This is a genomic window from Streptomyces sp. MP131-18 (assembly GCF_001984575.1).
Taxonomy (GTDB): Bacteria; Actinomycetota; Actinomycetes; order Streptomycetales; family Streptomycetaceae; genus Streptomyces; species Streptomyces johnsoniae.
Genome location: NZ_LZNS01000001.1, coordinates 5,053,199 through 5,079,055 on the forward strand (window position 1 = coordinate 5,053,199; position 25,857 = coordinate 5,079,055).

The 25,857-nt window shown below is 74.0% G+C and carries 22 protein-coding genes; 16 read left to right on the forward strand and 6 right to left on the reverse strand.

Going from position 1 to position 25,857, the window contains the following annotated elements:
* Nucleotides 1-35: 35 nt before the first annotated feature.
* The 4 genes from STBA_RS22990 to STBA_RS23005 all read left to right on the forward strand — a co-directional run bounded on the left by STBA_RS22990 (nt 36) and on the right by STBA_RS23005 (nt 4,974).
* Nucleotides 36-788: a TIGR03089 family protein gene (locus tag STBA_RS22990; protein ID WP_077061052.1), complete on the forward strand. Its 753-nt coding sequence runs from the start codon at nt 36-38 to the stop codon at nt 786-788.
* 39 nt (nt 789-827) lie between these two features.
* The gene (locus STBA_RS22995) at nt 828-1,103 is read left to right on the forward strand and encodes a hypothetical protein (RefSeq protein ID WP_077061053.1); all 276 of its coding nucleotides are present in this window, start codon (nt 828-830) and stop codon (nt 1,101-1,103) included.
* A gap of 284 nt (nt 1,104-1,387) precedes the next feature.
* On the forward strand, nt 1,388-3,169 hold the full coding sequence (locus STBA_RS23000) for an LCP family protein (RefSeq protein ID WP_077061054.1): 1,782 nt from the start codon (nt 1,388-1,390) through the stop codon (nt 3,167-3,169).
* 53 nt (nt 3,170-3,222) lie between these two features.
* Entirely contained in the window at nt 3,223-4,974 is a 1,752-nt protein-coding gene (locus STBA_RS23005; protein ID WP_253194929.1) for an LCP family protein, read from the forward strand.
* Here the strand turns inward: STBA_RS23005 and STBA_RS23010 are convergent.
* Nucleotides 4,952-5,977: a glycosyltransferase family 2 protein gene (locus STBA_RS23010; RefSeq protein ID WP_290443904.1), complete on the reverse strand. Its 1,026-nt coding sequence runs from the start codon at nt 5,975-5,977 to the stop codon at nt 4,952-4,954. The genes STBA_RS23005 and STBA_RS23010 overlap by 23 nt on opposite strands.
* A gap of 92 nt (nt 5,978-6,069) precedes the next feature.
* On the opposite strand from STBA_RS23010, the gene STBA_RS23015 reads away from it, so the two are divergent.
* Nucleotides 6,070-7,146, forward strand: a complete 1,077-nt coding sequence (locus tag STBA_RS23015; protein WP_079252113.1) for an LCP family protein — start codon at nt 6,070-6,072, stop codon at nt 7,144-7,146.
* A gap of 31 nt (nt 7,147-7,177) precedes the next feature.
* On the opposite strand, the gene STBA_RS23020 is transcribed toward STBA_RS23015, so the two are convergent.
* From STBA_RS23020 to STBA_RS23030, 3 genes are read right to left on the reverse strand one after another with little or no spacing between them, the layout of a single operon-like run.
* Nucleotides 7,178-8,515 (reverse strand): coenzyme F420-0:L-glutamate ligase, encoded by a 1,338-nt coding sequence (locus tag STBA_RS23020; RefSeq protein ID WP_077061056.1) that lies wholly within the window; start codon nt 8,513-8,515, stop codon nt 7,178-7,180.
* Nucleotides 8,512-9,477, reverse strand: a complete 966-nt coding sequence (gene cofD / locus STBA_RS23025) for a 2-phospho-L-lactate transferase (protein ID WP_077061057.1) — start codon at nt 9,475-9,477, stop codon at nt 8,512-8,514. Before cofD ends, STBA_RS23020 begins: the two co-directional genes overlap by 4 nt.
* Nucleotides 9,478-9,490: 13 nt before the next feature.
* Nucleotides 9,491-9,991 (reverse strand): cysteine dioxygenase family protein, encoded by a 501-nt coding sequence (locus STBA_RS23030; RefSeq protein ID WP_077061058.1) that lies wholly within the window; start codon nt 9,989-9,991, stop codon nt 9,491-9,493.
* A gap of 533 nt (nt 9,992-10,524) precedes the next feature.
* Between STBA_RS23030 and STBA_RS23035 the strand changes: the two genes are divergently transcribed.
* From STBA_RS23035 to STBA_RS23045, 3 genes are all read left to right on the forward strand, one after another.
* Nucleotides 10,525-10,788, forward strand: a complete 264-nt coding sequence (locus STBA_RS23035) for a WhiB family transcriptional regulator (protein WP_077061059.1) — start codon at nt 10,525-10,527, stop codon at nt 10,786-10,788.
* 153 nt (nt 10,789-10,941) lie between these two features.
* Nucleotides 10,942-14,517 carry a glycosyltransferase gene (locus STBA_RS23040; protein ID WP_077061060.1) on the forward strand — a complete coding sequence of 1,192 codons (3,576 nt, stop codon included), beginning with the start codon at nt 10,942-10,944 and terminating at the stop codon, nt 14,515-14,517.
* Nucleotides 14,514-16,073 (forward strand): DUF5719 family protein, encoded by a 1,560-nt coding sequence (locus STBA_RS23045; protein WP_077061061.1) that lies wholly within the window; start codon nt 14,514-14,516, stop codon nt 16,071-16,073. Before STBA_RS23040 ends, STBA_RS23045 begins: the two co-directional genes overlap by 4 nt.
* A 27-nt stretch (nt 16,074-16,100) precedes the next feature.
* Here STBA_RS23045 and STBA_RS23050 read toward each other — a convergent pair whose 3' ends face one another.
* Nucleotides 16,101-16,565: a metallopeptidase family protein gene (locus tag STBA_RS23050; protein ID WP_077061062.1), complete on the reverse strand. Its 465-nt coding sequence runs from the start codon at nt 16,563-16,565 to the stop codon at nt 16,101-16,103.
* A 184-nt stretch (nt 16,566-16,749) separates the two neighbouring features.
* Between STBA_RS23050 and STBA_RS23055 the strand changes: the two genes are divergently transcribed.
* From STBA_RS23055 to STBA_RS23085, 7 genes are all read left to right on the forward strand, one after another.
* Nucleotides 16,750-17,124: a DUF3499 domain-containing protein gene (locus STBA_RS23055; RefSeq protein WP_216355954.1), complete on the forward strand. Its 375-nt coding sequence runs from the start codon at nt 16,750-16,752 to the stop codon at nt 17,122-17,124.
* Nucleotides 17,125-17,202: 78 nt separating this feature from the next.
* Entirely contained in the window at nt 17,203-18,561 is a 1,359-nt protein-coding gene (locus STBA_RS23060; protein WP_077061064.1) for a phosphomannomutase/phosphoglucomutase, read from the forward strand.
* Between the two features lie 102 nt (nt 18,562-18,663).
* On the forward strand, nt 18,664-18,837 hold the full coding sequence (locus STBA_RS23065; RefSeq protein ID WP_077061065.1) for a Trm112 family protein: 174 nt from the start codon (nt 18,664-18,666) through the stop codon (nt 18,835-18,837).
* A gap of 29 nt (nt 18,838-18,866) precedes the next feature.
* The gene (locus STBA_RS23070) at nt 18,867-20,018 is read left to right on the forward strand and encodes an SIS domain-containing protein (RefSeq protein WP_077061066.1); all 1,152 of its coding nucleotides are present in this window, start codon (nt 18,867-18,869) and stop codon (nt 20,016-20,018) included.
* 88 nt (nt 20,019-20,106) lie between these two features.
* Complete coding sequence (manA, locus tag STBA_RS23075) at nt 20,107-21,318, forward strand: mannose-6-phosphate isomerase, class I (RefSeq protein WP_077061067.1); 1,212 nt, start codon at nt 20,107-20,109, stop codon at nt 21,316-21,318.
* 263 nt (nt 21,319-21,581) lie between these two features.
* Nucleotides 21,582-23,015, forward strand: coding sequence for an adenosylhomocysteinase (gene ahcY, locus STBA_RS23080; RefSeq protein ID WP_077061068.1), 1,434 nt, complete (start codon nt 21,582-21,584; stop codon nt 23,013-23,015).
* A 60-nt stretch (nt 23,016-23,075) separates the two neighbouring features.
* Nucleotides 23,076-23,702 (forward strand): hypothetical protein, encoded by a 627-nt coding sequence (locus STBA_RS23085; RefSeq protein ID WP_077061069.1) that lies wholly within the window; start codon nt 23,076-23,078, stop codon nt 23,700-23,702.
* On the opposite strand, the gene STBA_RS23090 is transcribed toward STBA_RS23085, so the two are convergent.
* A complete protein-coding gene (locus STBA_RS23090; protein WP_077061070.1) occupies nt 23,686-24,609 on the reverse strand; it encodes an RDD family protein in 924 nt (307 codons plus the stop codon). The genes STBA_RS23085 and STBA_RS23090 overlap by 17 nt on opposite strands.
* An 89-nt stretch (nt 24,610-24,698) precedes the next feature.
* Here STBA_RS23090 and STBA_RS23095 point away from each other — a divergent pair, with 89 nt between their 5' ends.
* Nucleotides 24,699-25,709 carry a stage II sporulation protein M gene (locus tag STBA_RS23095; RefSeq protein ID WP_077061071.1) on the forward strand — a complete coding sequence of 337 codons (1,011 nt, stop codon included), beginning with the start codon at nt 24,699-24,701 and terminating at the stop codon, nt 25,707-25,709.
* Nucleotides 25,710-25,857: the final 148 nt, after the last annotated feature.

Below are 25,857 nucleotides of genomic sequence, written 5' to 3' on the forward strand. Positions count from 1 at the left end.
CCGGGGCCGGGCCGCGCGGGCGTACGCTTTCGCGGATGAACATTCACGACCGCATCCCGGCTGACCTGCTGCGTTCCACGCTCGCCGCGGACGCCACGCGCCCGCTGGTCACGTTCTACGACGACGCCACCGGCGAACGCGTCGAGTTCTCCGCCGCGACCCTGGCCAACTGGGTGGCGAAGACGGCCAATCTCCTCCAGGACGAACTCGCGGCCCAGCCCGGCGACCGCGTCGCCCTGCTCCTGCCCGCGCACTGGCAGACGGCCGTGTGGGTGCTGGCCTGCTCCGCCGTGGGCGTGGTCGCCGACCTCGGCGGCGATCCGGCCGCCGCCGACGCCGTCGTCAGCGGCCCCGACCGGCTGGCCGAGGCGCGCGCCTGCGGCGGCGAGCGCGTCGCGCTGGCCCTGCGCCCCCTCGGCAGCCGATTCCCGCAGCCGCCCGAGGGGTTCACCGACTACGCGGTGGCCGTGCCCGGCCAGCCGGACACGTTCGCCGCCTACGACCCGCCGGGTCCCGCGCACCCCGCGCTGGCCGTCGACGACCTCGAACTCACCGGCGGGCAGGTCGTCGAACGCGCCCGCGCCGACGCGTCCCAGCGCGGGCTCGCGCCGGGCAGCCGCGTGATGTCGCTTGCCGGGTATGACAGTTGGCGCGGCGTCTCCGCCGGGCTGCTGGCCCCGCTCGCGGCCGGCGGCTCCGTGGTGCTGTGCCGGAACGCCGAAGGGCTCGACGCGGCGGCCCTCGCCGCGCGCCGCGAGAGTGAGCGCGTCACCCACTTCGCCGACTGACGGTGGCCGCTGCCGCCCTGCGCCCACAGGATCGTCACCATGAGGGTGCCGCGACAGCTCTCCCGCGTCGCCGACGGTCACCGGTTCGTCGACCCGCCGGGCAGCCGGCGGCCGCTTCCGGCGACGCCCGGCCGCCGCTGGCCGCGCCGGCTGGCGCTCGCCGCCGCCGCGCTGGTCCTGGTGGTGGCCGGGACCGGCTGGGCGATCCTGCACCGCGCGGGAGCGGACGCCCCCGCGCCCGCCGTCCCCGCGGACGGCTCGGCGGACGGCTCGGTGCGGGAGGGGCGGCCACATCCCGGTCCGGAATTGCGATAACGCGCGGGAAGAGCACGGCGGTCGGCGGTGCGAACGCCGTTCCCCGCGCGCGTCGCCCTGCTCCCACACCGCGGGGAAGCCCTCGGCGCATTACGGAGTTTGCTCGATAAGGCCATGTGAGAGTAAAGAGCAAGACGACAAAAAACCCCAAAAAGGGGAAGTAGCCGGAGGTTTGCCCTCGCTGTAAAGGGTGGAATGCGTCACCGCAAGCGCGGGCCGTGGAACCTGGCGGCTAGGGTGAGCCGTCTGATCCTCTAGTACGCACACGGAGGGCGCACGGTTACGTGGAAGCGCAGGGACGCGGGGGCGCGGGCGGTATCGATCCCGCGGATCAGTGGGTGTTCAATCCGGACACCGGCAACTACGAGCTGCGGCTGCCCGGCGCACGTCAAGCCGGGCAGGGCGAGCAGCCGGGACAGGCGTCGCCTGCTGCGGCCCGCCCGCAGTCCTCGCACGACGCAGCGTCACCACGCCGTCGCGCGCCGTCCACCAGACCCGGCGATCGCAGGCCGCCCGGCGAGGGTGACCGCGAGTCCGAGGGCGACCGTTCCGTGCCGCCGCAGCGCGACCGCCGCGCCAAGGCCCCGGCCACCGGCCGGGGCCGCCGCAAGGCCAAGAAGAAACGCAGCCGCGGCAAAAGGGTCCTTCTGTGGACCGGCGGCTCGCTCGCCCTGCTCCTCGTCGTCCTGAGCGGGACCGCCTGGTACCTCTACAACCGGCTGAACGGCAACATCAACAAGGTCGACACCGGTATCAGCAACGACTACAGCTCGGACGAGCCGATCAACGTCCTGTTCATCGGCACCGACACCCGCACCGGCTCGGGCAACGAAAGCTACGGCGGCGACGCCAGCGAGGGCGCGGACACCACGATCCTCATGCACTTCTCCGAGGACCGCACCCACGCCACCGGGCTGAGCATTCCGCGCGACCTGATCACCGACGTCCCCGACTGCGAGGTCCGCGGCGAGGACGGCTCGACGCGGGTCATCCCCGGCTCGCAGGGCGTCAGGTTCAACCAGAGCATGGGCACCGACGGCCGCGACCCGGGCTGCGTCTGGCGCACGGTCGAGCAGTTGACCGGCGTCGAGATCAACCACTTCATGATGGCCGACTTCAACGCCGTCAAGGACCTGTCCAGCGCCGTCGGCGGCGTGGAGGTCTGCGTCGCCGAGCCCATCGACGACCCGAAGTCCGGTCTTCAACTCGATGCCGGAACACATGAGTTGGAGGGCGAGGACGCACTTGCCTTCGTGCGCACCCGCTACTCGGTCGGCCAGGGCAGCGACTTGAGCAGGATCGAGCTGCAACAGCAGTTCATGGCCTCCATGGCGCGCGAGATCACCGAGAGCAATGTGCTTTCCAGCCTCAACAGCTTCTGGGACCTGGCGGACACCGCCACCAAGGCGCTGACCGTCGACACCGGCATCGGCAGCATCGACGACCTCTACGGCCTCGCCTCCGAGGTGCGCAAGGTCCCGATGTCCGACATGAGCTTCGTGACCCTGCCCGTCGTGGACAACCCCGACGAGCCCGAGGACGCCAAGGCCACGGTCGTCGTCGACGAGGCGCGCGCGGCGCCGATCTTCCAGATGCTCCAGCAGGACGTCTCCATGACCGAGGACGGGGAGCCGGAAGACGGCGGGAACGGGGACGACGGCGGGAACACCGAGCGCGAGCCGGAGATGGCCGCCCCCGAGGATGTCCGCGTCGACGTCTACAACGGCGGCGACGTGATCGGTGCGGCGCAGGAGACCCTGGACTGGCTCCAGACCGAGCAGGGCGTGCCGCTCGCCAGCAACGTGGGGAACGCGCCCGCCCCCCAGGAGACGACCACCCTGGAATACGGCCCCGACCAGGCAGGTCAGGCGGCGCGGCTCGCTGAGATGATGGGCCTTCCGGACTCCGCGCTCCTGGAGCAGGAAGCCGACGCCGGCGAGGAGCCCATGGTCCTCGTCCTCGGCAACGACTTCGACGGCGCCGGCCGGCCCATCGAGGTCCCGGCGGAGCGGCCCGAGGACGTTGACAGCATCACGGCGGATGACGAAGACGTCTGCGCCTCGTGACGGGGCCGCCCCCGCGGGCGGGGATGAGCGGAAGCGAAGAGTGGGGGATTTCCGTGCGGAGGAGCGGCATACGTGGTGAGGACGATGGCGGCTCCCTGAACCAGGGGCATGAGACCGCGGGGCGGCCGGGTCCTGACGCCGCCGCGCCCGTTCCCGGTCAGCGCCGCGCCCCGGACGCCGGGGCGCCCGCCCCGCCCGGCGGCGCCGGGTCCGACCCGGCGGGGGACCCGGGCCCAGGGCCCCGCCGCAAGGCGCAGCGCAAACGGAAGAAACCGAAGCCGCGGTGGCGCCGCATCCTCGTGTGGACCGCGGGCTCGCTCGCCGTCCTCATCGCCGCGGTCGCCGTCGCCGGCTACCTCTACCTGGAACACCTGAACGACAACATCACCAAACGGGACCGCAGCGCGGGCGGCAGCGACCTCGCGCCCCCCGAGCCCAACGCGAACGGCGAGACCCCGCTCAACATCCTCCTCCTCGGCTCCGACTCGCGCGACGGCGAGGAGAACTCGGAGCTCGGCGGCGCCTCCGACCTGGCCGGCGGCCCGGTCCGCGCCGACGTGCAGATGCTGCTGCACGCCTCCGCCGACCGCAGCAACATCAGCCTGATCTCCATCCCCCGCGACACCCAGGTGCCCATCCCCGAGTGCACCGACCCCGACACCGGCGAGGTGTACCCGGCGGACGAGTCGGCGTCCATCAACACCGCCCTCTCGCACGGCGGCCCCGGCTGCGTCGTCGACACCTGGCAGGACCTGACCGGCGTCTACATCCACCACTTCATGATGGTCGACTTCGCCGGCGTCGTGGACATGGCCGACGCGGTCGGCGGCGTGCCCGTCTGCGTGACCGACAATGTCGACGACCCCAAGTCCGGGCTGCGCCTCGAAGCGGGCGAGACCACCATCGAGGGCGAACAGGCCCTCCAGTGGCTGCGCACCAGGAAGGGCTTCGAGGACGGCAGCGACATAGGACGCACCCGGGCGCAGCAGATGTACCTCAGCAACATGGTGGAGGAACTGCAGTCCAGCACCTCGCTGACCAACACCACCGAATTGATGGGCCTGGCCGAGGCCGCCACCAGCGCCCTGACCGTCAACCACGAGATCGGCTCCGTTCAGGACCTGTACAACCTGGCCGGCGACCTGCGCGAGGTCCCGAACGACCGCATCAACATGGTCACGCTGCCCTGGCTGCCCGACCCGGCCGACCCGGACGTCACGATCATCCCGGACCCCGCGAAGTCCGAGGAGATCTTCACGATGCTCCGCGACGACATACCGCTGGACGACCCCGACGCACGCCCCGCCGACCCGGAGGAGTCGGGCGAGCCGGGCGGAGAGGGCTCCGAGTCGCCCGAGGCGACCCCGGACGCGCCCGCCGAGGTGGAGGTCGCCGTCCGCAACGGCACCGGAACGGCCCTCCAGGCCCCCGTGTCCGGCCGGGCCGGCGTCATCACCGGCGAATTGCAGCGCCTCGGCTGGACCGCCGCCGCCACCGACACCACCGCGGCCTCCGAGGAGACCACCGCGCTGCTCTACCCGGACATCGCCGACCAGGCCAACGCCGAGGCCGTCGCCGAGGCGCTCGGCGTTCCGCACGGCGCCGTCCGCGCCTCCACGGCCGTGGACCGCGTCACGCTGGTGATCGGCGCCGACTGGCGCGAGGGCGTCGCCTATCCCGCCTCGCCCGCCGACCCGACCGAGGACCCGGCGCGGGACGACGGCCCGGCCGTCGACGAGGAGGACATCACCTCGGGCAAGGACGGCCCGGACTGCATGGAGGTCAATCCCGCCTATACGTGGTGACCGGCTCCCGGCGGCTGGCGATGACCTTGCGTGCCAGCTTCTTCGGGCTCGTCAGGAAGCCCCAGCCCCACGACAGGTGCATCGTCGCGAGCGCCAGCGGAATCCGGGCGCGCGCACCCGGCGGCAGCCCCCGGCCCGCGGGCAGCGAGCCCAGCACGATCGCCGCCAGGTAGCCGCCGGGCACGATCAGCCCCCACGGCGTCAGAACCGCGCCCACCACGATCCCCGCCGCGATGGCGAGCAGCGCGACCGGCGGCGCGAGGTAGCGCGGGTTGATGGAGCCGGAGTGGTAACGGGCCACCACGTGCCGCCAACGCCCGTAGTTCCGGTACTGCTTGGCCAGCGCACGCACCGAGGGCCTGGGCCGGTAGGAGACCAGCAGCTCGGGCGAGAACCAGATCAGCCCGCCCGCCTGCCTGATCCGGAAGTTCAGCTCCCAGTCCTGTGCCCGGATGAACTCCTCGTTGTACCCGCCCTGCTGCTCCAGCACTTCGCGCCGGAAGACCCCGAGGTACACGGTCTCGGCCTCGCCCGCCGTGCCGCCGGTGTGGAACGCGGCGTTGCCCACGCCGATCTTCGACGTCATCGCGGCGGCGACGGCACGCTCCCAGTCGTTCTCGCCCTCGGCGTGCATGATGCCGCCGACGTTGGCCGCGCCCGTCTCGTGCAGCAGCCGCACCGCGGTGGCGATGTAGTCGGGGGAGAGCATGCCGTGCCCGTCGACGCGTACCACGACCGGGTGGCGGGACGCGGCGATCGCGGCGTTGAGCCCGGCCGGGGTGCGCCCCGTCGGATTCGGCACGGTCCTGACCCGGCCGTCCTCGGCTGCCAGCTCGGCGGCGATCTCGTCGGTCCTGTCCTCCGACGGGCCGAGGGCGATCACCACTTCGAGCTCGCCGGGGTAGTCCTGGTCCAGGATGTGCCGTACGGAGCTGCGCAGATGCCGTTCCTCGTTGAGCACCGGCATGATCACGGACACGGCGTCGGTCGGGATGCTGGTCACCGGGTCACGTTACCGCGATCGGGGGACCCCGGCGCGCGCCACCCCAGGGCCGTAGATCGTATGGCCATACGGTGACCGCGGGAGGTGCCCGCATGCATGCTCGACGCAACGGCCGCCGCTGGGGGTTGCGCATCGCAACCGCGCTGGCCGCACTGGTCCTGACCGCCAGCGGAGCCGGCCACGCGATGGTCACCTCGGCGGAGAACGAGGTGCGCCGGGTCGACCCGTTCCGCGGCCTGCGCGACCGCCCGGACGCCGGCGGCGGCCTCAACATCCTGCTGATCGGCACCGATTCGCGCGACGGGCTCAGCGCCGCGGAACGCACCAGGTACCACGTCGGCAACGCCTCCTGCCGCTGCGCGGACGCGGTGCTGCTGCTGCACGTGTCCGAGGCGCGCGACCGCGCCACCGTCGTCAGCCTGCCGCGCGACTCCTACGCCAGGCTCCCCGCGCACGACTTCGAGGCGGGCGGCGGACGGCACGCCGCGCACGCCGACAAGCTGAACGCCGCGCTGTCCCACGGCGGGCCCGCCCTGATGGTCGGCACGGTGGAGGGGCTGACCGGGCTGCGCGTGGACCACTACCTCGAAGTCAGCTTCGTCGGCTTCATGCGAGCGGTCGACGAGATCGGCGGCGTGCGGGTGTGCACCACCCGCCCGCTGAAAGACAGTTACTCGGGCCTCGACCTGCCGGCCGGTACCAGCACACTGGACGGCGCCGCGGCGCTCTCCTACGTCAGGGCCCGCCACCTCGACGGCACCTCGGACTTCAGCCGCATGGCACGCCAGCAGCGGTTCCTCGCCGCGTTCCTCGACGAGGCGATCAGCAGTGGCGTTCTGCTCAATCCGGCGAAGGCCGGCCGCACGGCCGGCGCGCTCCTCGACTCGGTCAGGGCCGACCCCGGCTTCGGCGCCGAGGAGATGCTGGCGCTGGCCGGCCTGCTGCGCCACTTCGAGACCTCGCAGGCCCGTTTCACCTCCGTCCCCGTCGCGGACACCGCCCGGCACGTGCCCGGGCTCGGCTCCACCGTGATGTGGGACGAGGCGGGGGCCGACCGCCTGTTCACGGCGCTGCGGGAGGACGGGCCGCTGCCCGAGCCGCCGAAGCGGCCCGCCGGCTCGGCGCCGGCGCCCGCGGCCACCGCGGACGCCGATGACATCACCTGCTGACCTGACCTGACCTGACCGGCGCGGCCCCGGGTCAGCGCACGGTGATGAACGCCGCCGCGTCGCGCGGCGGGCGGGCGCGGGGCGGCGCCGCGGCGTGGCCGACGGCCACCGTGCCCATCGGGTCCCAGCTCTCCGGCAGGCCGAGCCGCTCGCGGACCACGTCGCGGCAGAACATGGTGGAGGACACCCACGCCGAGCCCAGGCCCTCCCCGGCCAGGGCCACCAGCAGGTTCTGCACGCCGGCGCCCGCGGCCACCACGAACATCTCCCGTTCCGCCGCCGCCCGGCGCTCGTCCGGGTAGGCGTGTGCCCCGTCCGCGACCAGGCACGGGATCACCAGGTACGGCGCGGCCCGCAGCACGTCCCCGCGCCGCACACGGCGCGCGATGCTCTCCGCCGTTCTGCCGTCCCGCCGCAGGTCCGCGATCCACGCCTCGCGCATGGCGTCCAGCAGCCCGGTCCTCGACTCGGCGGACTCCAGCAGCACGAACCGCCAGGGCGTCGTGTGGTGCGGCGCGGGCGCGGTCACCGCGGCGGCCACCGCGCGCCGCACCGCCTCGGGGTCGACCGGGGCGTCCGTGAACTCCCGCACCGTGCGCCGCAGGGCGACGGCCTCGCGGACGGCCTCGGAGGTGCCCAGGCGGAACATGTCGTCGGCCGCGGCCCTGATCAGGTCGCGGGCCCCGCCGGTGCCGGGGCGCACGCGGTGGGCCAGGCCGCGGACGACGGCCACCGGCAGCCCGTCCGTCTTGCCCTTGACCAGCTCGCCCGCCGCGGCGATCTCGTCCGCCACGGCAGTGACGGTGACGCCCAGCGGATTGCCGTACGGGTCGGTGGTGCCGCGGAAGTCGTCGAGCACCTCGACGCCCGCGGCGCCGATCGCCACGTCCGTCTGGCCCTCGCGCCAGGGTCGCCCGAACGTGTCGGTGACGACCACCCCGACGTCGACCGACAGCAGGTCCCGCAGCCCGCCGCGGATGCGGGCGGCCGAGGCGTCGGGGTCCTCGGGCAGCAACAGGACGGTGCCCGGCGGGGTGTTGGAGGCATCGACCCCGGCCGCCGCCATCACGAACCCGTGCCTGGATTCCACGATGCGCGCCTGGCCGCGCCGCGCGACGATGCGGACGGTCTCCTCGTCGATCGCCTCCTGCCGGTCACCGGCCTGCCGGACCCGGCCCTCGGCCTTGCTCACGATCTTCGAGGTGACGACGAGGACGTCGCCGTCCGCGAGCCCCGGCAGGCCGGTCGCGGTCGCGGCCTCGGCGATCATCTTGGCCAGCTCGTCGCCCGGCTTCACCTCGGGAATGCCCGGCAGTGCCCACACCCGGTACGCGGGGGGCGCGGCGGCCGGCTCGTGCTCCGTCGTCATGCGGCCTTGACCTCCTCGGCCAGCGACAGTGCCTCCCGCGCCATCGCGGCGGTGGCGTCGATGTCGGTCATCAGCAGGGGAACGGCGCGGCAGCGGATGCCGTCGGCCTCCACGACGCCGACCGCGTCCGCGTCGGAGGTGTCCACCAGCCAGCCGTCCAGCAGCCCGGAGCCGTAGTGCTGGGCGACGGCCGCGGCGGTCGAGGGCACGCCGACGGCGGCCAGCACCTTGTCGGCCATGCCGCGCACGGGCGCGTCACCGATGATGGGCGACAGGCCGACGACCGGCACCCCGGCGTCGGCGATGCCCTCGCGCAACCCGGGCACGGCGAGGATGGTGCCGATGCTCACCACGGGGTTGGACGGCGGGAAGACGATGACGTCCGCCGTCGCGAGCGCGTCGAGCACGCCGGGGGCGGGCGCCGCCTGGTCCGCGCCGACCGGCAGTACCGCGTGCGCCGGTACGCCGGCGCGCAGCCGCACCCAGTACTCCTGGAAGTGGACCGCCTTGCGGCCGCCCTCGCCGTCGTCCACGACGACGTGCGTCTCGACGCGGTCGTCCGTCATCGGCAGCAGCGTGACCCCGGGCTCCCAGCGGCGGCACAGGGCCTCGGTGACGGCGCTGAGCGGATACCCGGCGCCGAGCATCTGGGTGCGGACGATATGGGTGGCGAAGTCCCGGTCGCCGAGGCCGAACCACTCGGGCCCGACGCCGTAGGCGGCCAGCTCCTCCTTGACGGTGAACGTCTCGTCGGCCCGGCCCCAGCCCTGTCCGTCGTGGATGCCGCCGCCCAGCGTGTACATCACCGTGTCGAGGTCGGGACAGACCTTCAGGCCGAACAGATGAATGTCGTCGCCGGTGTTGCCGATGACGGTGATGCCGGCGTCCGGGGCGGCGCGCCGCAGGCCGCGCAGGAAGCGGGCGCCGCCGATGCCGCCGGACAGAACCACGATGCGTTGCATGCGGCCCAGTCTGTCAGCAGGCGAGGACGTCCCGGGGAACGGGCTCCGCCTGCGAACGGGCGTGCATGTGCATCTCGGTGAGCCCGGGGAAGTAGATGTGCAGGCTGACGGCGGGCGTCAGCGCGGCGTTCACCACTTCGTGCACGTAGCCGGGCGCGAAGACCCGCAGTGAGCCGGGCGTCAGCACCCGGCTGCCGCGGCCGTCGGCGTGCTCGGTCAGCGCGCCCTGGAGCACCGTGTACACGCCGTTGGACGCGCCGTGGTCGTGCCGCCCGCTGCCCTGGCCCGGCACCCAGCTCAGCAGCCACACCTCGTACCCGGGACCGGTGCGCAGCCGGTGGTACCAGCGGCTGGCCGCGTCGTACCGCACCAGGGGCGCCCAACACGCGCGATCACCCGCGAGCGCGGCGGCCAGACCGGCGAACTGCGCGACGGTGGCCGGGTGCTCGGGAACGGGCGGGAGCAGGTGCGGGATCGCCAGCGGGTCACCGGCGATTTCGTTGTCGTTGTCCATGAGGTCGGTGGTGTCGCCATCGTTCGGGGTACGGATGGATGCCCTAGCGGAGCGGCAGACGCACGTGCCTGTCAACGGGGCTCGCGGCCGGGGTCATTGTTTCACCACTTCGGGTAAGGGTGCGCCGCGGAAAGGTTTATGCAGGCCGCTTTGCGGACAGACGGGCTTCCACCCGCGGCCTCGGGGGCGCCGTTGCCCATCCGTGATCCGGCTGTGATCCTGGTCGCTGTCGCCCGCGGGCTGCAACACATCCGGGCGCTCGTTCGTCTCTCAGGGTGCAGGCGGTCGATGGACCGGCGAAGTGAGAGGAGAACGACCGGATTACGCGACTGGCCGAGCGCTGGCTCGTGTGAGTTTGTGCCGATTTGAACACTTTCCGTGCGCTTGTGGTGCCACAGGGTGAATCATCGGGTGAATAACAGATCGTGGCTTGACTGCCAGTGAGCACCCCGCCTGTAATTTCACTCATGTCGTTCGAGCGGTATCGATAACAACGGCATCACGGGGAAGCAAAGAAGACGAGGGGCGCGCATATGACCGAGCTGTTCCAGCAACTGCTGGTCGATCAGGCGGAGGAGGAGCTGGGCTGGCAGGAACGCGCACTGTGCGCCCAGACCGACCCCGAGTCGTTCTTCCCCGAGAAGGGTGGTTCCACGCGTGAGGCGAAGAAAGTGTGCCTCGCCTGCGAGGTCCGCTCCGAATGTCTCGAATACGCCCTCGCCAACGACGAACGCTTCGGAATCTGGGGCGGTTTGTCCGAGCGTGAACGTCGGCGTCTGAAGAAGGCGGCTGTCTGAGCGGGGTTTGACCCCGGCCGACCGGTGGCTGACCGATGTTGCGTCGGTCCGGCGGGCTCCGGCGGGCCCAGCCGCTAGTGTGGTGCGCTGTCCGAGACGTCGCCGCACGGCGGCACCGTCCACACCGTCCAGCGAACCGGGGCCAGCACCTCGATGTCCGTGCACAGCCAGCCGGCGGCGCCCCAGCAGGCCGCCCACCCAGAATTCCCGCGGCACGTCGTCACCGCCGTACTCGTCTCGCACGACGGCGAACGCTGGCTACCCGAGGTCCTGCGCGGCCTGCTGGCGCAGGAGCGGCCGGTGCAGGACGTCATCGCCGCCGACACCGGAAGCGCCGACTCCTCCGCCACGCTGGTCACCGAGACACTCGGCGCCGAGCGCGTCCTGCACCTCGCCCGCCGCAGCGGCTTCGGCACCGCCGTCGCGGAGGCCGTCCGCACCGCGCCCGTCCTCACACCGGACGATCTGCCCTACCTGAAGCGCCCCAATGCCTGGGACCCCGTCACTCGTACGTGGGACACGAGTACCTACGACCTGCCGGAGCTGCCGTTCGGCGAGCCCGTCCACTGGCTGTGGCTGCTGCACGACGACGCCGCTCCCGAGCCGGACGCCCTCGCCGAGCTGCTCCGCCAGGCCGACGCCAGCCCCTCCGCCGCGATCGTCGGTGCCAAGCTCCGCGGCTGGTACGACAGGAAGCAGCTGCTGGAAGTCGGCGTCTCCATCGCCAACAGCGGCCGCCGCTGGACCGGCCTCGACCGCAGGGAGCAGGACCAGGGCCAGCACGACCAGGTCCGCCCCGTCCTCTCCGTCTCCACCGCGGGCATGCTCATCCGCCGCGACGTCTTCGAGCAGCTCGGCGGCTTCGACCGCAGACTTCCGCTGATGCGCGACGACGTCGACCTGTGCTGGCGCGCCCAGGCCGCGGGCCACCGCGTGCTCGTCGCGCCCGCCGCCGTCCTGCGGCACGCCGAGGCCGCATCGAGGGAACGCCGTTCCATCGACTGCGCCGGCCGCCTCGGCGGCAACCCGCACCGGGTCGACAAGGCCGCCGCCGCCTACGCCCTCCTCGTCAACGCCCGCGGACGCGTACTGCCCTGGGTGCTGTTCCGGCTGGTCTTCGGCACCCTGCTGCGCGTTCTGGCCTACCTCGTCGGCAAGCTGCCGGGCCGCGCCCTGGACGAGGCCGCCGGGCTGCTGGCCACCCTGCTGCGCCCCGGCCTCGTGCTCGGCGCCCGCCGCCGCCGCGACCGCGCGGTCGCCCCCGACAGCGACCCGGGCGAACTGCGCCCCCTCTTCCCGCCGCCGCTGGCCACCGTGCGCACCACCATCGAGCAGGTCGCGGGCAACCTCGGCGGCCGGACCGAGCCCGCCGCCGCCGGCGGCGGGCGGCACGGCGCCGTCGAATCGGGCCCGTCCGACGACGAGACGGACGCCCTCGACGTCGAGCAGTTCGCCCGCGTCCGGCGCCTCGCCCGCCGCCCAGGCCCCATGCTGGCCCTCGGCCTGCTGCTCGCCGCCCTGCTCGCCTGCCGCGACCTCATCGGCACCGGCGCGCTCACCGGCGGCGCCCTGCTGCCCGCCCCGGGCGACGCCGGCGACCTGTGGGACCGCTACCTGTCGACCTGGCAGCCCGTCGGCACCGGCGGCACCGAATCGGCGCCCCCCTATCTCGCCCTGCTCGCGCTCATGGCCACCGGCCTGCTCGGCAGCACGGGGCTCACGATGACGCTGCTGCTCGTCGCCTGCGTGCCCCTGGCGGGCGCAAGCGCCTACTTCACCTCGCGCCCGCTGGTCATGTCCCGCCTGCTGCGCGCCTGGGCGTCCATCGCCTACGCCTTCCTGCCCGCCCTCACCGGAGCCGTCGCGGGCGGCCACCTCGGCACCGCGGTCCTGGCCGTGCTCCTGCCGCCCCTGGCCCGCACCGCGATCCTCGCCGCCGGATACGCGGCGCCCGGCGGGCGCGGCTCCTGGCGCGCCGTGTGGGCCTGCGCCCTGCTGCTCGCCGTCGCCACGGCGTTCACGCCGGTGATCTGGCCGCTCGCCCTGGTGCTCGCGCTGTTCGCCGTCTTCCTGCCGCTCCCGTTCGACCCCGCGCTGGTCCGGGCCAGGGCGCTGCGCCTGGGCGCCGTGCTCCTCACCCCCTTCGTGCTGCTCGGCCCCTGGTCGTGGTCGGTCCTCCTGTCGCCCTCCGACTTCCTGCGGGAGGTCGGGCTGCCGTTCGAAACGGGCCGCGCCACCGCGTTCCAGCTGCTCAACGTGAACCCCGGCGGCCCGGGCACCCCCAGCACCTGGCTGCTCATCGGCATCGTGCTGGCCGCGCTCGGCGCGCTGCTGCGCCGCGAACGGCGGCTCGCCGTCACCACCGCGTGGGCCGTCGCCCTCGCCGGCCTCGTCTTCGCGGTCTGGTCCGACGGCGACGCCTGGGCCGGGCCCGCCACCCTGGTGTACGGCCTCGCCCTGCTCGCCGCCGCCGCGCTCGGCGCGGACGGCGCCAGGTACCGGGTCGCCGCGCAGAGCTTCGGCTGGCGGCAGCCCGTCGCCGTCGCCGTCGCGGGCGCCGCCGCGGCCGGGCCGCTGCTGGCCGCCGCCGGCTGGATCATCGGCGGCGCGAACGGCCCGCTGGAACGCACCGATCCGGTGCAGGTGCCCGCGTTCGTCGCCGAGGAGAGCACCACCCAGGACCAGGCCCGCACCCTCGTGCTCTCCGGCCGCGGCGCCGCGGAGGACGGCGCGCCCGGCGCCGTCGACTACAGCCTCGTCCGCGGCTCCGGCGCCCGGCTCGGCGATGCCGACCTGGCCGAACTGCTCGGTCCCGACGACGGCTTGAGCGAGGTCGTCGGCGATCTGGTGGCCGGTTCCGGCGCCGACCAGACCACCGCGCTCGCCGCCTACGCCGTGCGGTACGTGCTGGTGCAGGACGGTTCGCCGGCCGGACTCCACCGCGTGCTCGACACCACCCCAGGACTCCAGCGCCTCAGCCAGGAACAGGGCGCGCTGTGGCGGGTGAACAGCGACGTGTCCCGCGCCGTGATCCTGCCCGCCGAGGAGGAGGGCGCCGGGGCCGAGCCCCTCGCCGTCCCCGCCGGTGCGGTCGACATCCACACCGACGTGCCGGAAGGGCCGGCCGGGCGCGTGCTCCAGCTCGCCGACACCGCGGGCGACGGCTGGCAGGCCACCCTCGACGGGCAGTCCCTCACGCCCGTCACCATCGACGGCTGGGCCCAGGGCTTCGAACTGCCCGCGGGCGGCGGGCGGCTGGACGTCGTCCACGAGACCCCGGGCACGCACACGCTGTGGGTCTGGGCGCAGGGCTTCGCGCTGCTCGTGCTCACCGTGCTCGCGCTCCCCGGCCGCCGCCGCGAGCTGGACGACGACCTGCCCGAGGAGGCGGAGCCCGCGCCCGCCGCCCCCCAGGGCCGCCGCGCGCGCCGCCAGGCCGCCGCGGAGCCGCCGCCCGCGCCCGTTCCGGCGCAGGCCGGGCCCCCGGACGCGGCGGGTACGGACGGCGCGCCGCCGGTGCCGCCCGCGCCGCAGGCACCGCCCGCACAGGAGCCGTGGCCCGGCTACCAGGACCCCTGGCCCGGCACCTACCAGGACCAGGGCGCCGCCTACCCGGACGGCCCCGCCGTCCCGCCGCAGCCCTACCAGGACTGGGACGGGAACAGCTACGACAGCACCCGGCCGTACGACTACCCCGCCGACTACGGCGACGGGAGCAACCAGCGATGAACCGCGCGACCATGTCCCTCATCGCCGTCACCGCCGCCCTCGCCGCGGTGACCGGCGCCACCGCCCTGCGGTCCGACCCTTCCGAGACGGTCCGCACCTCGCAGCGCCTGCCCGTTCCCGTCGAGCGCACCGCGCTGACCTGCCCCCGGCCGACCGCCGCCGAGTCGGCCTCGACCTGGTACACGGCGTACACGCCGCCCGCGGGCGAGGAGCCCGGCCGCGCGGACGAGGGCGACGAGTCCGGCCGCGCCGAGCTGCTGGCCGCGCCCGAGCACGTTCCCGGCGGCGAGGAGGAGCAGGACGGGGAGGAACAGGACGGGCAGGACGGGCAGGAGGGGCAGGAGCAGGACGGCGGCCAGGACGCGGCGCCGGAGCCCGTCGTGCCGCTCACCGAGCCCGGCGTTCCCGTCTCCGCCCGCGTCGACGAGTCCGCCGCCGCCCTGGCCGGCACCGCCGAGCAGCGGTTGGCGCCCGGCTGGACGGTGCAGCAGACCACCGCCGTCACCGCGGGCGGCGTGCTGGGCACGTCCTGCCAGACCCCGGACACCGAGTTCTGGTTCGCGGGCGCCAGCACCGCGGAGAGCCGTTCCGACTACGTCCACATCACCAACCCGGACGAAGCCGCCACCGTCGTGGACATCGTGCTCCACGGCCCGGAGGGCGCCCTGGACTCCGAGGCCGGGCAGGGCATCACGGTGCCGGGCCGCAGCAGCGTTCCGGTCCGGCTCTCCACCGTCAGCCCCGAGCCGCAGACGAACGTCGCCGTCCAGGTCACCGCACGCACCGGGCGCGTGGGCGCCCAGGTCGAGGCCGTCGACCAGCAGCTGGGCGCCGACTGGCTGCCGCCGTCCGCGGCACCCGCGGGCGGCCCCGTCGTGCTGCCCGGCATCCCCGCGGACACCAGGTCCGTGCGGCTGGCCGTCTTCGCCCCGGGCGAGGAGGACATCACCCTGGACGTGGGCCTGGCCGGCCCCGGCGGCACCATCACCCCGGCCGGCTACGAGAGCATCTCCGTCCCCGCCGGCACGCTGACCGCCATCGACCTGGAGAACCTGACCCAGGGCGAGGCCGGTTCGCTCGTCCTCACCCCGGCCGCGGAAACGGGCGGCGGTCCTGTCGTCGCCGCCGCGCGCGTCACCCTCGGCGAGGACGACGAGCAGGAGATGGCGTTCATCCCCGCCACCGCCCCCGTCGGCACCCGCGCCTCCGCCGCGGGGAACACCGCCTCCGGCACCACGCTCTCCCTGCTGGCCCCCGACGAGGCCGTCGAGGTCGACGTCACCTGGTCCGCGGGCGCCGAGGGCGGCGAGAGCGTCACCGATACGTACACGGTCGACGGCCGGACCACCATGACCGTGACCCCGGAGATCCCCGACTCCACCGAGGGCCCGTTCGCGGTGACCCTGACGCCCCGCGGCGGCCCGCTGTACGCGGCCAGGACCCTCACCGTCGACAACGGGGGAACGCCCGGCTGGACCGTCCAGACGCTCCCCGACGACCACTCCACCGTCTCGGTGCCCGAAACGGAGCCCGACCTGTCGATCCTGATGGACTGACGGCCGGAAAAAGACGTTTCAGTCCCGTCAGTCCTGCCCGTACCTGGGATCGACCGACTCAGGGGCCAGCCCGAGCAACTCCGCCGCCTGCTCCACGACCACCTCGTGCACCAGCTGCGCGCGCTCGTCCCGGTCGCGGCTGCGCAGCTCCACCGGGCGGCGGTACACCACGATCCGGTCGGGCCGCCCGGGCCGGGCCCGCTGCACGCCGCCGAGCGGCACGCCGTCCGTGCCGGACCCCGGCTCGCCCTCGCGCGCCAGCCAGGGCACCTCCTGCACCTCGAAGTCCACGCCGGCCAGCTGCGGGAGCCTGCGCCGCAGCCGTTCCGCCGAATCGTGCACCAGGGAGTCGAACGTGTCGGCCCGGCTGATCGCGAGCGGCACCTGGGGCGGCGCCACGGGCCCGCGCATGCCGCGGCCGTGCCGGTCGCGATGCCGGTGACGGTCGGCCGGGCCGGGCGGGACGGGGGGGACGCCGCTGGAATTGTCCATCGCACTCGACCATAGAGGACCGGAAGCCGCGGGGTGAGAACACCGCTCGCCATCCCGCCGCCGTGGGACAACACCGAACCAACAGACGAATCCGTACAGCGCGGGCGCAGGTGGGACGACACGGTGGTGTGACGCCGGTCGGAGTCGTCGCGACCCGCTCAGGAGTGCGGTACGGTCCAACATCGTGAGCCCCGTACGTCGCTGTTCGCGCACCGCGTGCGCCCGACCCGCCGTCGCGACGCTTACGTATGTCTACGCGGACTCCACGGCCGTTCTCGGGCCCCTGGCCACCTACGCCGAGCCGCACTGCTACGACCTGTGCGCCCAGCACTCCGAGCGGCTGACCGCACCGCGCGGCTGGGAGGTCGTCCGGCTGGCCGTGGACCCCGCCGCCGCCCGGCACACCGCGGACGATCTGGAAGCGCTCGCCGACGCCGTGCGTGAGGCGGCGCGCACGCCGCAGCGCAAGGAGCCGCCGCCCACGCCCCCCGCGGGCGCCGACCCCATGGAGGTCGCCCGCCGCGGCCACCTGCGGATACTCCGGTCACCCGAGGCGTAACACCCGGCCGGTACATTGAGGAGCGAGCGCTCCCGACAGCACCGCCCATCCACCGACCCTCGAGACAAGGGGTTAGCCGTGCCGGATCTGTCCCAGATCGTGAAGGCCTACGACGTGCGCGGAGTCGTTCCCGACCAGTGGGACGAAGGTCTCGCCGAGCTGTTCGGCGCCGCCTTCGCCGAGATCACCGGGGCCAACGCCGTCGTCATCGGCCACGACATGCGCCCGTCGTCCCCCGGCCTTTCCCGCGCCTTCGGCCGCGGCGCCGCCGCCCGCGGTGCGGACGTCACCGAGATCGGCCTGTGCTCCACCGACCAGCTGTACTACGCGAGCGGCGCCCTCGACCTGCCGGGCGCCATGTTCACCGCCAGCCACAACCCGGCCCAGTACAACGGCATCAAGATGTGCCGGGCCGGGGCCGCGCCCATCGGCCAGGACAGCGGGCTCGCCGACATCCGCGCCCTCGTCGAACGGTGGGCCGAGGAGGGCGCACCCGCGCCCGTCGCCCGGCCGGGCACCCTCGGGCAGCGCGACACCCTCGGGGACTACGCCGCCTACCTGCGTTCCCTCGTCGGCCTCACCGGCATCCGCCCGCTCAGGGCCGTCGTCGACGCGGGCAACGGCATGGGTGGCCACACCGTCCCCACCGTGTTCGACGGGCTGCCGATCGAGGTCGACCCCCTGTACTTCGAGCTGGACGGCACCTTCCCCAACCACGAGGCCAACCCCCTCGATCCGGCCAACATCGTCGACCTCCAGGCCCGAGTGAAGGCGACCGGGGCCGACATCGGCCTCGCCTTCGACGGCGACGCCGACCGCTGCTTCGTCGTCGACGAGCGCGGCGAGCCCGTCCCGCCCTCCGCGATCACCGCCCTGGTCGCCGCCCGCGAGCTGGCCAAGGCCCCCGGCTCCGCCGTCATCCACAACCTCATCACCTCCTGGACCGTCGCCGAGGTCGTCAAGGAGAACGGCGGCACCCCCATCCGCACCCGCGTCGGCCACTCGTTCATCAAGGCCGAAATGGCCCGCACCGGCGCGATCTTCGGCGGCGAGCACTCCGCCCACTACTACTTCAGGGACTTCTGGAACGCCGACACCGGCATGCTCGCCGCCCTCCACGTCCTCGCCGCCCTCGGCGAACAGGACGGCCCCCTGTCCCAACTGGTCGCCGCCTACGACCGGTACGCCTCGTCCGGCGAGATCAACAGCCGCGTCGACGACCAGGCCGGCCGCACCGCCGCCGTCCGGGCCGCCTACGCCGACCGGCCCGGCGTCACCCTCGACGAGCTGGACGGCCTGACCGTCACCACCGACGACTGGTGGTTCAACCTCAGGCCCTCCAACACCGAGCCGCTGCTGCGCCTCAACATCGAAGCCCGCGACACCGCGACCGTCGACAAGGTCCGCGACGAGGTCCTGGCGCTCGTCCGCGCCTGACCGAAGGGCCGGCCGGCCGGTCGGCCACGGGCGCGCCGTGCCGCCGCGGCGTCCCTCCGGGTAGGGTGATCGCGACAGCCACTCACCGCAGGAGGGACGCCCATGCCGCTCGTCGAGGCCGCTCTGCTCGACATCCTCGCCTGCCCCGTCTGCCACGCCCCGCTGCGCGAAGAGGGCGACGAGCTGCTGTGCACGGGCGAGAGCTGCGCGCTGGCCTACCCGGTCCAGGACGGCATCCCCGTCCTCCTCGAGGACGAGGCCCGCAGGACCGGCTAGGTGTGTCGTCCCGGGCCACCGGAGTTCACATGATCGACGAAACGCTCCTCGACGACCCGGACGCCCTCGTCCGCGCCGACCCGCACGGGCTGCTGCGCGCCGTCGCCTCCGCCGGCGCCCACGTGCGCACCGCCGTGCGCGGCGCCGAGGAGTCCGCCCTCGGCCGCCTCACACCCGAGGGCCGCCCCGGCACCGTACTCGTGGCCGGCACCGGCCCCGAAGTACCGCTCGCCGCCGACCTGCTCGCCGCTCTCGCGGGCGACGGCACCCGCGTCACCCGGCTGGTCCCCACCGGCGCCCTCGCCGCACCCGGCGCTCTCACCTGGTCGCTGCCCCGCTGGGCCGGCCCCCTCGACCTGCTGGTCATCGCCTCGGCCGAGGGCACCGCGCCCGGACTCGCCCTGCTCGTCGAGAGCGCCTACCGGCGCGGCTGCGCCCTCGTCTCCGTCGCCTCCGCCGGCTCGCCGCTCGCCGAGGCCACCGCGCACCGCCGCAGCCTGGCCGTCCCGTTCAGCCCCGCCCCCTACGCGGAGCCGGCCGGTCATCCGGCCGCGCCCGGCCCGGCCTGGGCGCTGATCACGCCGCTGCTGCTGCTCGGCGACCGCCTCGGCCTCTTCGACGCGGACAGCGCCGCCCTGCACGCCATGGCCGACCGGCTCGACGCCGTGGCGGAACGCTGCGGCCCCGCCGTCAGTACCCACGGCAATGTCGCCAAGTCGCTCGCCGCGGAGTGCGCCGCCGCGCTTCCCCTGCTGTGGAGCGAGGGTCCCGCCGCCCGCGCCGCCGCCCGGCACGGCGCCGCCACCCTGACCGGTCTGGCCGGGCACCCCGCGCTCACCGCGGAGCTGCCGGAAGCGTTCACCGCGCACGGCGCACTCCTCGGCGGCGGGCCGGGCCGCGGCCCCGCCACCGACGACTTCTTCCGCGACCGCGTGGAGGAGCCCGCGCCGCTCCACCCCCGCGTCGTGCTGCTGCGCAGCCCGCTCGCGGACGGGGACGAGCGCCCGGCCGGTCCTGACGGGGCCGCGGCGGCGGCCCGGGAGCTGGCCTTCGCGCAGGGTGCGACGTTCAGCGAGCTGGAGACGGCCGGCGACGGCGGGCCGCTCGGCACCGCCGCCGAGCTGATCGCCCAGCTCGACTTCGCCGCCGTCTACCTGACGCTCGCCGCCGCGCGCGGCTAGCCGCCGCCCGTTCCCGTTCCCGTTCCCGCCCGCGTTTCTCCGACGCCCCCGACCCGTGTCCGCCACGACGCAGAAAGACCGCCGCGAGATGGACCTCCTGGACAACACCGTCAAGACCTACGCCTGGGGCTCGGCCACCGCCCTGCCCGAACTGCTGGGCACCGAGCCCACCGGCGGACCCCAGGCCGAGCTGTGGATGGGCGCCCACACCGGCGCCCCCTCCCGCGTCGACCGCGGCACAGGACCCGTATCCCTCGCCGACGTCATCGCCGCCGACCCGGCCGCCGAGCTGGGCCCGGCGGCCGTCGGGGCGTTCGGGCCGCGCCTGCCGTTCCTGCTCAAGCTCCTCGCCGCCGGGACACCCCTCTCCCTCCAGGTCCACCCCGACCGCGGGCAGGCGAAGGCCGGGTTCGCCGACGAGGAGGCGCGCGGCGTCCCGGTCGACGCCCCGCACCGCACCTACAAGGACGCCAACCACAAGCCCGAGCTGATCTGCGCCCTCACCCCGTTCGAAGGTCTGTGCGGCTTCCGCCCCGCCGCCGACACCGCCGACCTGCTCGAACAACTCGGCGTCGACCAGCTCAAGCCCTACGCCGACCTGCTGCGCGCCCGCCCCGAGGGCGACGCGCTGCGCGAGGTCTTCACCGCGGTGCTGACCGCCGACCCCGACGCCGTCGCCGACACCGTCCACCGCGCCGCGGAGGCCGCGGCCCGGCTCGGCGCCGACCACCCCGAACGGGCCACCGCCGCCGCCTTCACCGCCTACGCCGGGCTCGCCCGCCACTACCCGGGCGATCCGGGCGTCATCGCCGCCATGCTGCTCAACCACGTGCGCCTGGCCCCGGGCGAGGCGCTGTACCTCGGCGCCGGCGTCCCGCACGCCTACCTGCACGGCCTCGGCGTCGAGATCATGGCGAACTCCGACAACGTGCTGCGCTGCGGACTCACCCCGAAGCATGTCGACGTTCCCGAACTGCTGCGCATCGTGCGCTTCGAGGCGGGCGGCCCCGGCGTGCTGCGCCCCGCCCCCGCCGAGGACGGCAGCGGGGAAGAGGTGTACGCGACGCCCATCGACGAGTTCCGCCTGTCCCGGCACGTGTCGGCCGAGGGCTCCGCCGCGCGGCCGCTGCCCGCGCCCGCCGCGCAGATCCTGCTGTGCACCGCGGGGCATATCACGCTGCGCTCCGCGGACGGCCGCGAGCTGGCCCTGGCGCCGGGCCGTTCCGCCTACGTGCCCGCCGGCGAGCGGGTCACCATGGCCGGAACGGGCACCCTCTTCCGCGCCACCGTCGCCCTGTGAACCACCAGGCCGCGGCCCGGTGACGGCGGAAACCCGACCCCGGTGCCCCCGCGGCCTTGAGAGCCCCCCGGGGGCGCGGTGTAGATTCGGAGGAAGAAGTCGACGTCGCTGCTGATGGCAGTCGGGCGGCCCGAGGGGCCGGCCCGGCCGAGGGGTAAGAAGGCCCTCCGACGGACTGCGAAGCTCCGGACGCACCGCGCTCCCGCGGCGCGCCCGCAGTCACATCGTGTCCGCCAACGCATCGCCATCGAGGAGCAGTCGTCATGACAACGAGCGCCACCACCGCTCAGGACTTCAAGGTCGCCGATCTTTCCCTGGCCGCCTTCGGCCGCAAGGAGATCACTCTCGCCGAGCACGAGATGCCCGGCCTGATGGCCATTCGCGAGGAGTTCTCTGCCGCGCAGCCGCTGGCCGGCGCCCGGATCACCGGCTCGCTGCACATGACGGTGCAGACCGCTGTGCTGATCGAGACGCTGGTGGCCCTCGGCGCCCGCGTCCGCTGGGCCTCGTGCAACATCTTCTCCACCCAGGACCACGCCGCGGCAGCCATCGCCGAGGCCGGCATCCCCGTCTTCGCCTGGAAGGGGGAGACGCTGGAGGAGTACTGGTGGTGCACCGAGCAGGCCCTGGCCTGGCCGGACACCCCCACCGGCGGGCCCAACATGATCCTGGACGACGGCGGTGACGCCACGCTGCTGATCCACAAGGGCGTGGAGTACGAGAAGGACGGCAGCGTGCCCGACGTCTCCACCGCGGAGAGCGACGAGCACCGCGTCATCCTGGAGCTGCTGACCCGCACCCTTGCCGAGTCGCCGCAGAAGTGGACGCAGGCCGCATCCGAGATCCGCGGGGTCACCGAGGAGACCACCACCGGCGTGCACCGCCTGTACGAGATGTTCCGCGACGGGCAGCTCCTCTTCCCGGCGATCAATGTCAACGACGCCGTCACCAAGTCGAAGTTCGACAACAAGTACGGCTGCCGCCACTCCCTCATCGACGGCATCAACCGCGCGACGGACGTGCTGATCGGCGGCAAGGTCGCCGTCGTCTGCGGCTACGGCGACGTCGGCAAGGGCTGCGCCGAGTCGCTGCGCGGCCAGGGCGCCCGCGTGATCATCACCGAGATCGACCCGATCTGTGCCCTCCAGGCCGCGATGGACGGCTACCAGGTGGCCCGTCTCACGGACGTCGTGGAGATCGCCGACATCTTTGTCACGGCCACGGGCAACAAGGACATCATCATGGCCGCCGACATGGCGCGGATGAAGCACCAGGCGATCGTCGGCAATATCGGCCACTTCGACAACGAGATCGACATCGCCGGTCTCGCGCAGACCCCCGGCATCGTCAGGGACGAGGTCAAGCCCCAGGTCCACACCTGGACGTTCGCCGACGGCCACACCATCATCATGCTGTCCGAGGGCCGCCTGCTGAACCTGGGGAACGCCACGGGCCACCCGTCGTTCGTCATGTCCAACAGCTTCGCCAACCAGACGATCGCCCAGATCGAGCTGTTCACCAAGACCGGCGAGTACCCCACCGGCGTGTACACCATCCCGAAGCACCTGGACGAGAAGGTCGCGCGCCTCCACCTCGACGCCCTGGGCGCCCAGCTGACCGAGCTGACCCCGGACCAGGCCAGCTACATCGGCGTGCCGGTCGAGGGCCCCTACAAGTCCGAGCACTACCGGTACTGACGGCTCCCCCCTGCCCGGCCGCGCCCGCGCGGCCGGGCAGGCGGCACCGCACCCCCCCTCATGCCCCGCGGCACCTACAGCCTCCACGACCCGCACGACCGCGCGCCCCTCGGCGAGGAACGGTTCCACTGTGCGCCCGGCCCCACCGGCTGGCGTTACGTCTCCACGTCCACCGCGCCGGACGGCGCGGACGCCGGCTCAGTCGACCTCACGCTGGACGCGCTCGGCCGTCCGGTCCGCCTCGAACTGCGCGCCGGCGGCTGGCAGGTCCGCGGCGCGGCGCTCGACGGCGTGACCTGGGTCAGGATGGCCGCCGCCACCGGCGAGGACGGCCAGGAACGCAACGCGGCCGCCCGCGCGTTCACCGGCCACTCGCCCGCCTTCCTCATCGCGACCGCCCGCCTCCTGCGGCCGGCGGCCACCGGCGCGTCCGCCCGCGTCCGCCTGATCGCCTTCGCCCCACCGGTCCTCGCCCCGCGCACCCGCACCGAGCAGTGGACGCTGACGGGCCGGGACGTTCACACCGCGGACGGCGCCTCCCTGGCCGTGGACACCTACCGGATCGACGATCTGGACACCGGGGAGCGGCGCACCGTGCACCTGTCCGGCGACGTGGTGCTTGCCGCGCCCGGCGTCGAGCTGGAGGAACTGGACACGCCGCCCTCCGACTTCACGCCGGCGGGATGAACCCGGTCGCCCGGCCGGGCGGCTCGGGCTCCGGGCCCGGCCGCTCCGGCTCGGGCCGCTCGAGGTCCGGCTCCGGCTCCGGCGGAACGTCCGGTATCCGCGGGGCCTGCGGCGGCGGAGCCCCGGGGAGGGCCGCCCCGGAAGGCGGCGCGCCGCCCGGCGCGCCGAAGGTGCGCTCCGCCTCGCGCCGCTGCCGCTCGGCGGCCACCGCCCCCAGGTAGGCCGCCGGATGTATCCCGGGCGGCGCGGGGGCGCCCACCCGCGCTACCACGTCGTCCGCCAGCCGCACGCCCATCGACCAGGCGACCTCGCGATCCAGGTGGCCCATGCGCGCCAGGTACTGGCGGACCGCGAGCCACAGGGGGTCGGGCACCCGCGACAGGTCGAGCCGCGCGAACTGCGCCGCCACCGCGGGCGGCGGGGGCGGCAGGGGCGCCGACTTGGTGCGCGGCACGCGCTCCCGCACCACGAGCGTCCCGGCGAAGACGTCCCCGAGCCTGCGCCCTTCCGCCGAGACCAGCGACGCGATCATGGCGACGGAACCGGCGGTGAACAGGATCTCGACGAAGCCGATCGCCCCGCGCACGAGCGCGTGCCGGAAGCGGATCGGCCCTCCGTCGTTGCGCACCACGCGCAGCCCGAACGCCAGCTTCCCCAGCGAACGGCCGCGGCTCAGCGTCTCCACCGCGATCGGCGCCCCCACGAGCACCAGCAGCAGCAGCGCCACCTGCACGGCCTGCGCGGTGGCGGAGCCGAGCGGGAGCACCGTACTGAGCAGCACCACGGAAAGCAGCAGGTAGACGCCGATGACGAGCGCGAGGTCGAGCGCGACGGCCATGGCGCGCGTCGGCAGCCGCGCGGGCTGGAGCCCCAGCACGACCGCATCGCCCGTGACCAGCTGGCTCATCCGCCCTCCCCCTCTTCCCTGCTCTTCCCTGCCCGGGAAATCTCGCTGCCGTCGTCCAGTCTGTCACTGCTGTCTGACAAGCTCTGAACATGGACCTCGACGTGTTCGCCGCCGCCCACCGGGCGGAGTGGGACCGGCTGGAAGCCCTGCTGCGCCGCAGGCGGAGCAGGCTCACCGGGGCCGAGGCGGACGAGCTGGTCGTGCTCTACCAGCGGACGGCCACCCACCTCTCCGTCCTCCAGTCCTCCGCGCCGGACCCGGCACTCACCGGGCGGCTGACCACCCTGGTCGCACGCGCGCGCAGCGCCGTGGTCGGCACCCGGCGGGCCACGTGGCGGGACGCGGTGGCCTTCTTCGCGGCCGGCTTCCCGGCGGCCTGCTACCGGACGCGTCACTGGTGGGTCCCGACGGCCCTGGTGTTCACGGGCCTGGTGGCGGCGCTCGGCTGGTGGATCGCGGACAGCCCGGAGGTCCAGGCGTCGATCGCGGCTCCGGAGGAGCTGCGCGAGATGACGCGGCCGGGCGGCGCGTACGAGAGCTACTACTCCAGCAGCCCGGCGGCGGCCTTCTCGGCCCAGGTCTGGACGAACAACGCGCAGGTCGCCGGGATGTCCCTGGCCTTCGGCGCGCTGCTCGGCCTGCCGGTCCTGTGGGTCCTCCTACAGAACGCGGTGAACGTGGCGACCGGCGTGGGCCTGATGGCCGCGTCCGACCGGCTGGACGTGTTCCTCGGCCTGATCCTGCCGCACGGGCTGCTGGAGCTGACGGCCGTGTTCGTGGCGGCGGGCGTGGGGCTGCGGCTGGGCTGGACAGTGATCGACCCGGGGCCGCGCACGCGCCTGTCCGCCCTCGGCCAGGAGGGCCGGGCGGCGCTCGGCATGGCGATCGGCCTGGCGGTGGTGCTGCTGGTATCGGGCGCGATCGAGGGCTTCGTCACCCCTTCCGGCCTGCCGACCTGGGCGCGCATCGGCATCGGCGTCCTCGCCGAAGTGGCGTTCCTGGCCTACGTCTTCATCCTGGGCAAACGGGCGGTGGCGGCGGGCGAGACCGGCGACGTCGTGGCGTCGGACCGCCAGGCCGAGGTCCCGGTGGCGGCCTGACGCACCGGCCGAGTTGGTCTCGGCTTGACGCCGTGGCCACACGCCCGTAATGTTGCCCGGGTTGTCGCCGAGCCGATGGGTTTCATCTCATCCGGCGGGCGGGAGCAGCTTCTACCACACTTATGAGCTTGAGCCCGCGAGGGTCTAC

What these genes read in the sequence shown, in the direction of transcription:
- STBA_RS22990 (WP_077061052.1), top strand. Translation starts at nt 36, where the DNA reads ATGAACATTCACGACCGCATCCCGGCTGACCTGCTGCGTTCCACGCTC.
- STBA_RS22995 (WP_077061053.1), top strand. Translation starts at nt 828, where the DNA reads ATGAGGGTGCCGCGACAGCTCTCCCGCGTCGCCGACGGTCACCGGTTC.
- STBA_RS23015 (WP_079252113.1), top strand. Translation starts at nt 6,070, where the DNA reads ATGCATGCTCGACGCAACGGCCGCCGCTGGGGGTTGCGCATCGCAACC.
- STBA_RS23020 (WP_077061056.1), bottom strand. Translation starts at nt 8,515, where the DNA reads ATGACGACGGAGCACGAGCCGGCCGCCGCGCCCCCCGCGTACCGGGTG.
- cofD (WP_077061057.1), bottom strand. Translation starts at nt 9,477, where the DNA reads ATGCAACGCATCGTGGTTCTGTCCGGCGGCATCGGCGGCGCCCGCTTC.
- STBA_RS23030 (WP_077061058.1), bottom strand. Translation starts at nt 9,991, where the DNA reads ATGGACAACGACAACGAAATCGCCGGTGACCCGCTGGCGATCCCGCAC.
- STBA_RS23035 (WP_077061059.1), top strand. Translation starts at nt 10,525, where the DNA reads ATGACCGAGCTGTTCCAGCAACTGCTGGTCGATCAGGCGGAGGAGGAG.
- STBA_RS23040 (WP_077061060.1), top strand. Translation starts at nt 10,942, where the DNA reads ATGTCCGTGCACAGCCAGCCGGCGGCGCCCCAGCAGGCCGCCCACCCA.
- STBA_RS23045 (WP_077061061.1), top strand. Translation starts at nt 14,514, where the DNA reads ATGAACCGCGCGACCATGTCCCTCATCGCCGTCACCGCCGCCCTCGCC.
- STBA_RS23050 (WP_077061062.1), bottom strand. Translation starts at nt 16,565, where the DNA reads ATGGACAATTCCAGCGGCGTCCCCCCCGTCCCGCCCGGCCCGGCCGAC.
- STBA_RS23065 (WP_077061065.1), top strand. Translation starts at nt 18,664, where the DNA reads ATGCCGCTCGTCGAGGCCGCTCTGCTCGACATCCTCGCCTGCCCCGTC.
- STBA_RS23070 (WP_077061066.1), top strand. Translation starts at nt 18,867, where the DNA reads ATGATCGACGAAACGCTCCTCGACGACCCGGACGCCCTCGTCCGCGCC.
- manA (WP_077061067.1), top strand. Translation starts at nt 20,107, where the DNA reads ATGGACCTCCTGGACAACACCGTCAAGACCTACGCCTGGGGCTCGGCC.
- ahcY (WP_077061068.1), top strand. Translation starts at nt 21,582, where the DNA reads ATGACAACGAGCGCCACCACCGCTCAGGACTTCAAGGTCGCCGATCTT.
- STBA_RS23085 (WP_077061069.1), top strand. Translation starts at nt 23,076, where the DNA reads ATGCCCCGCGGCACCTACAGCCTCCACGACCCGCACGACCGCGCGCCC.
- STBA_RS23090 (WP_077061070.1), bottom strand. Translation starts at nt 24,609, where the DNA reads ATGAGCCAGCTGGTCACGGGCGATGCGGTCGTGCTGGGGCTCCAGCCC.
- STBA_RS23095 (WP_077061071.1), top strand. Translation starts at nt 24,699, where the DNA reads ATGGACCTCGACGTGTTCGCCGCCGCCCACCGGGCGGAGTGGGACCGG.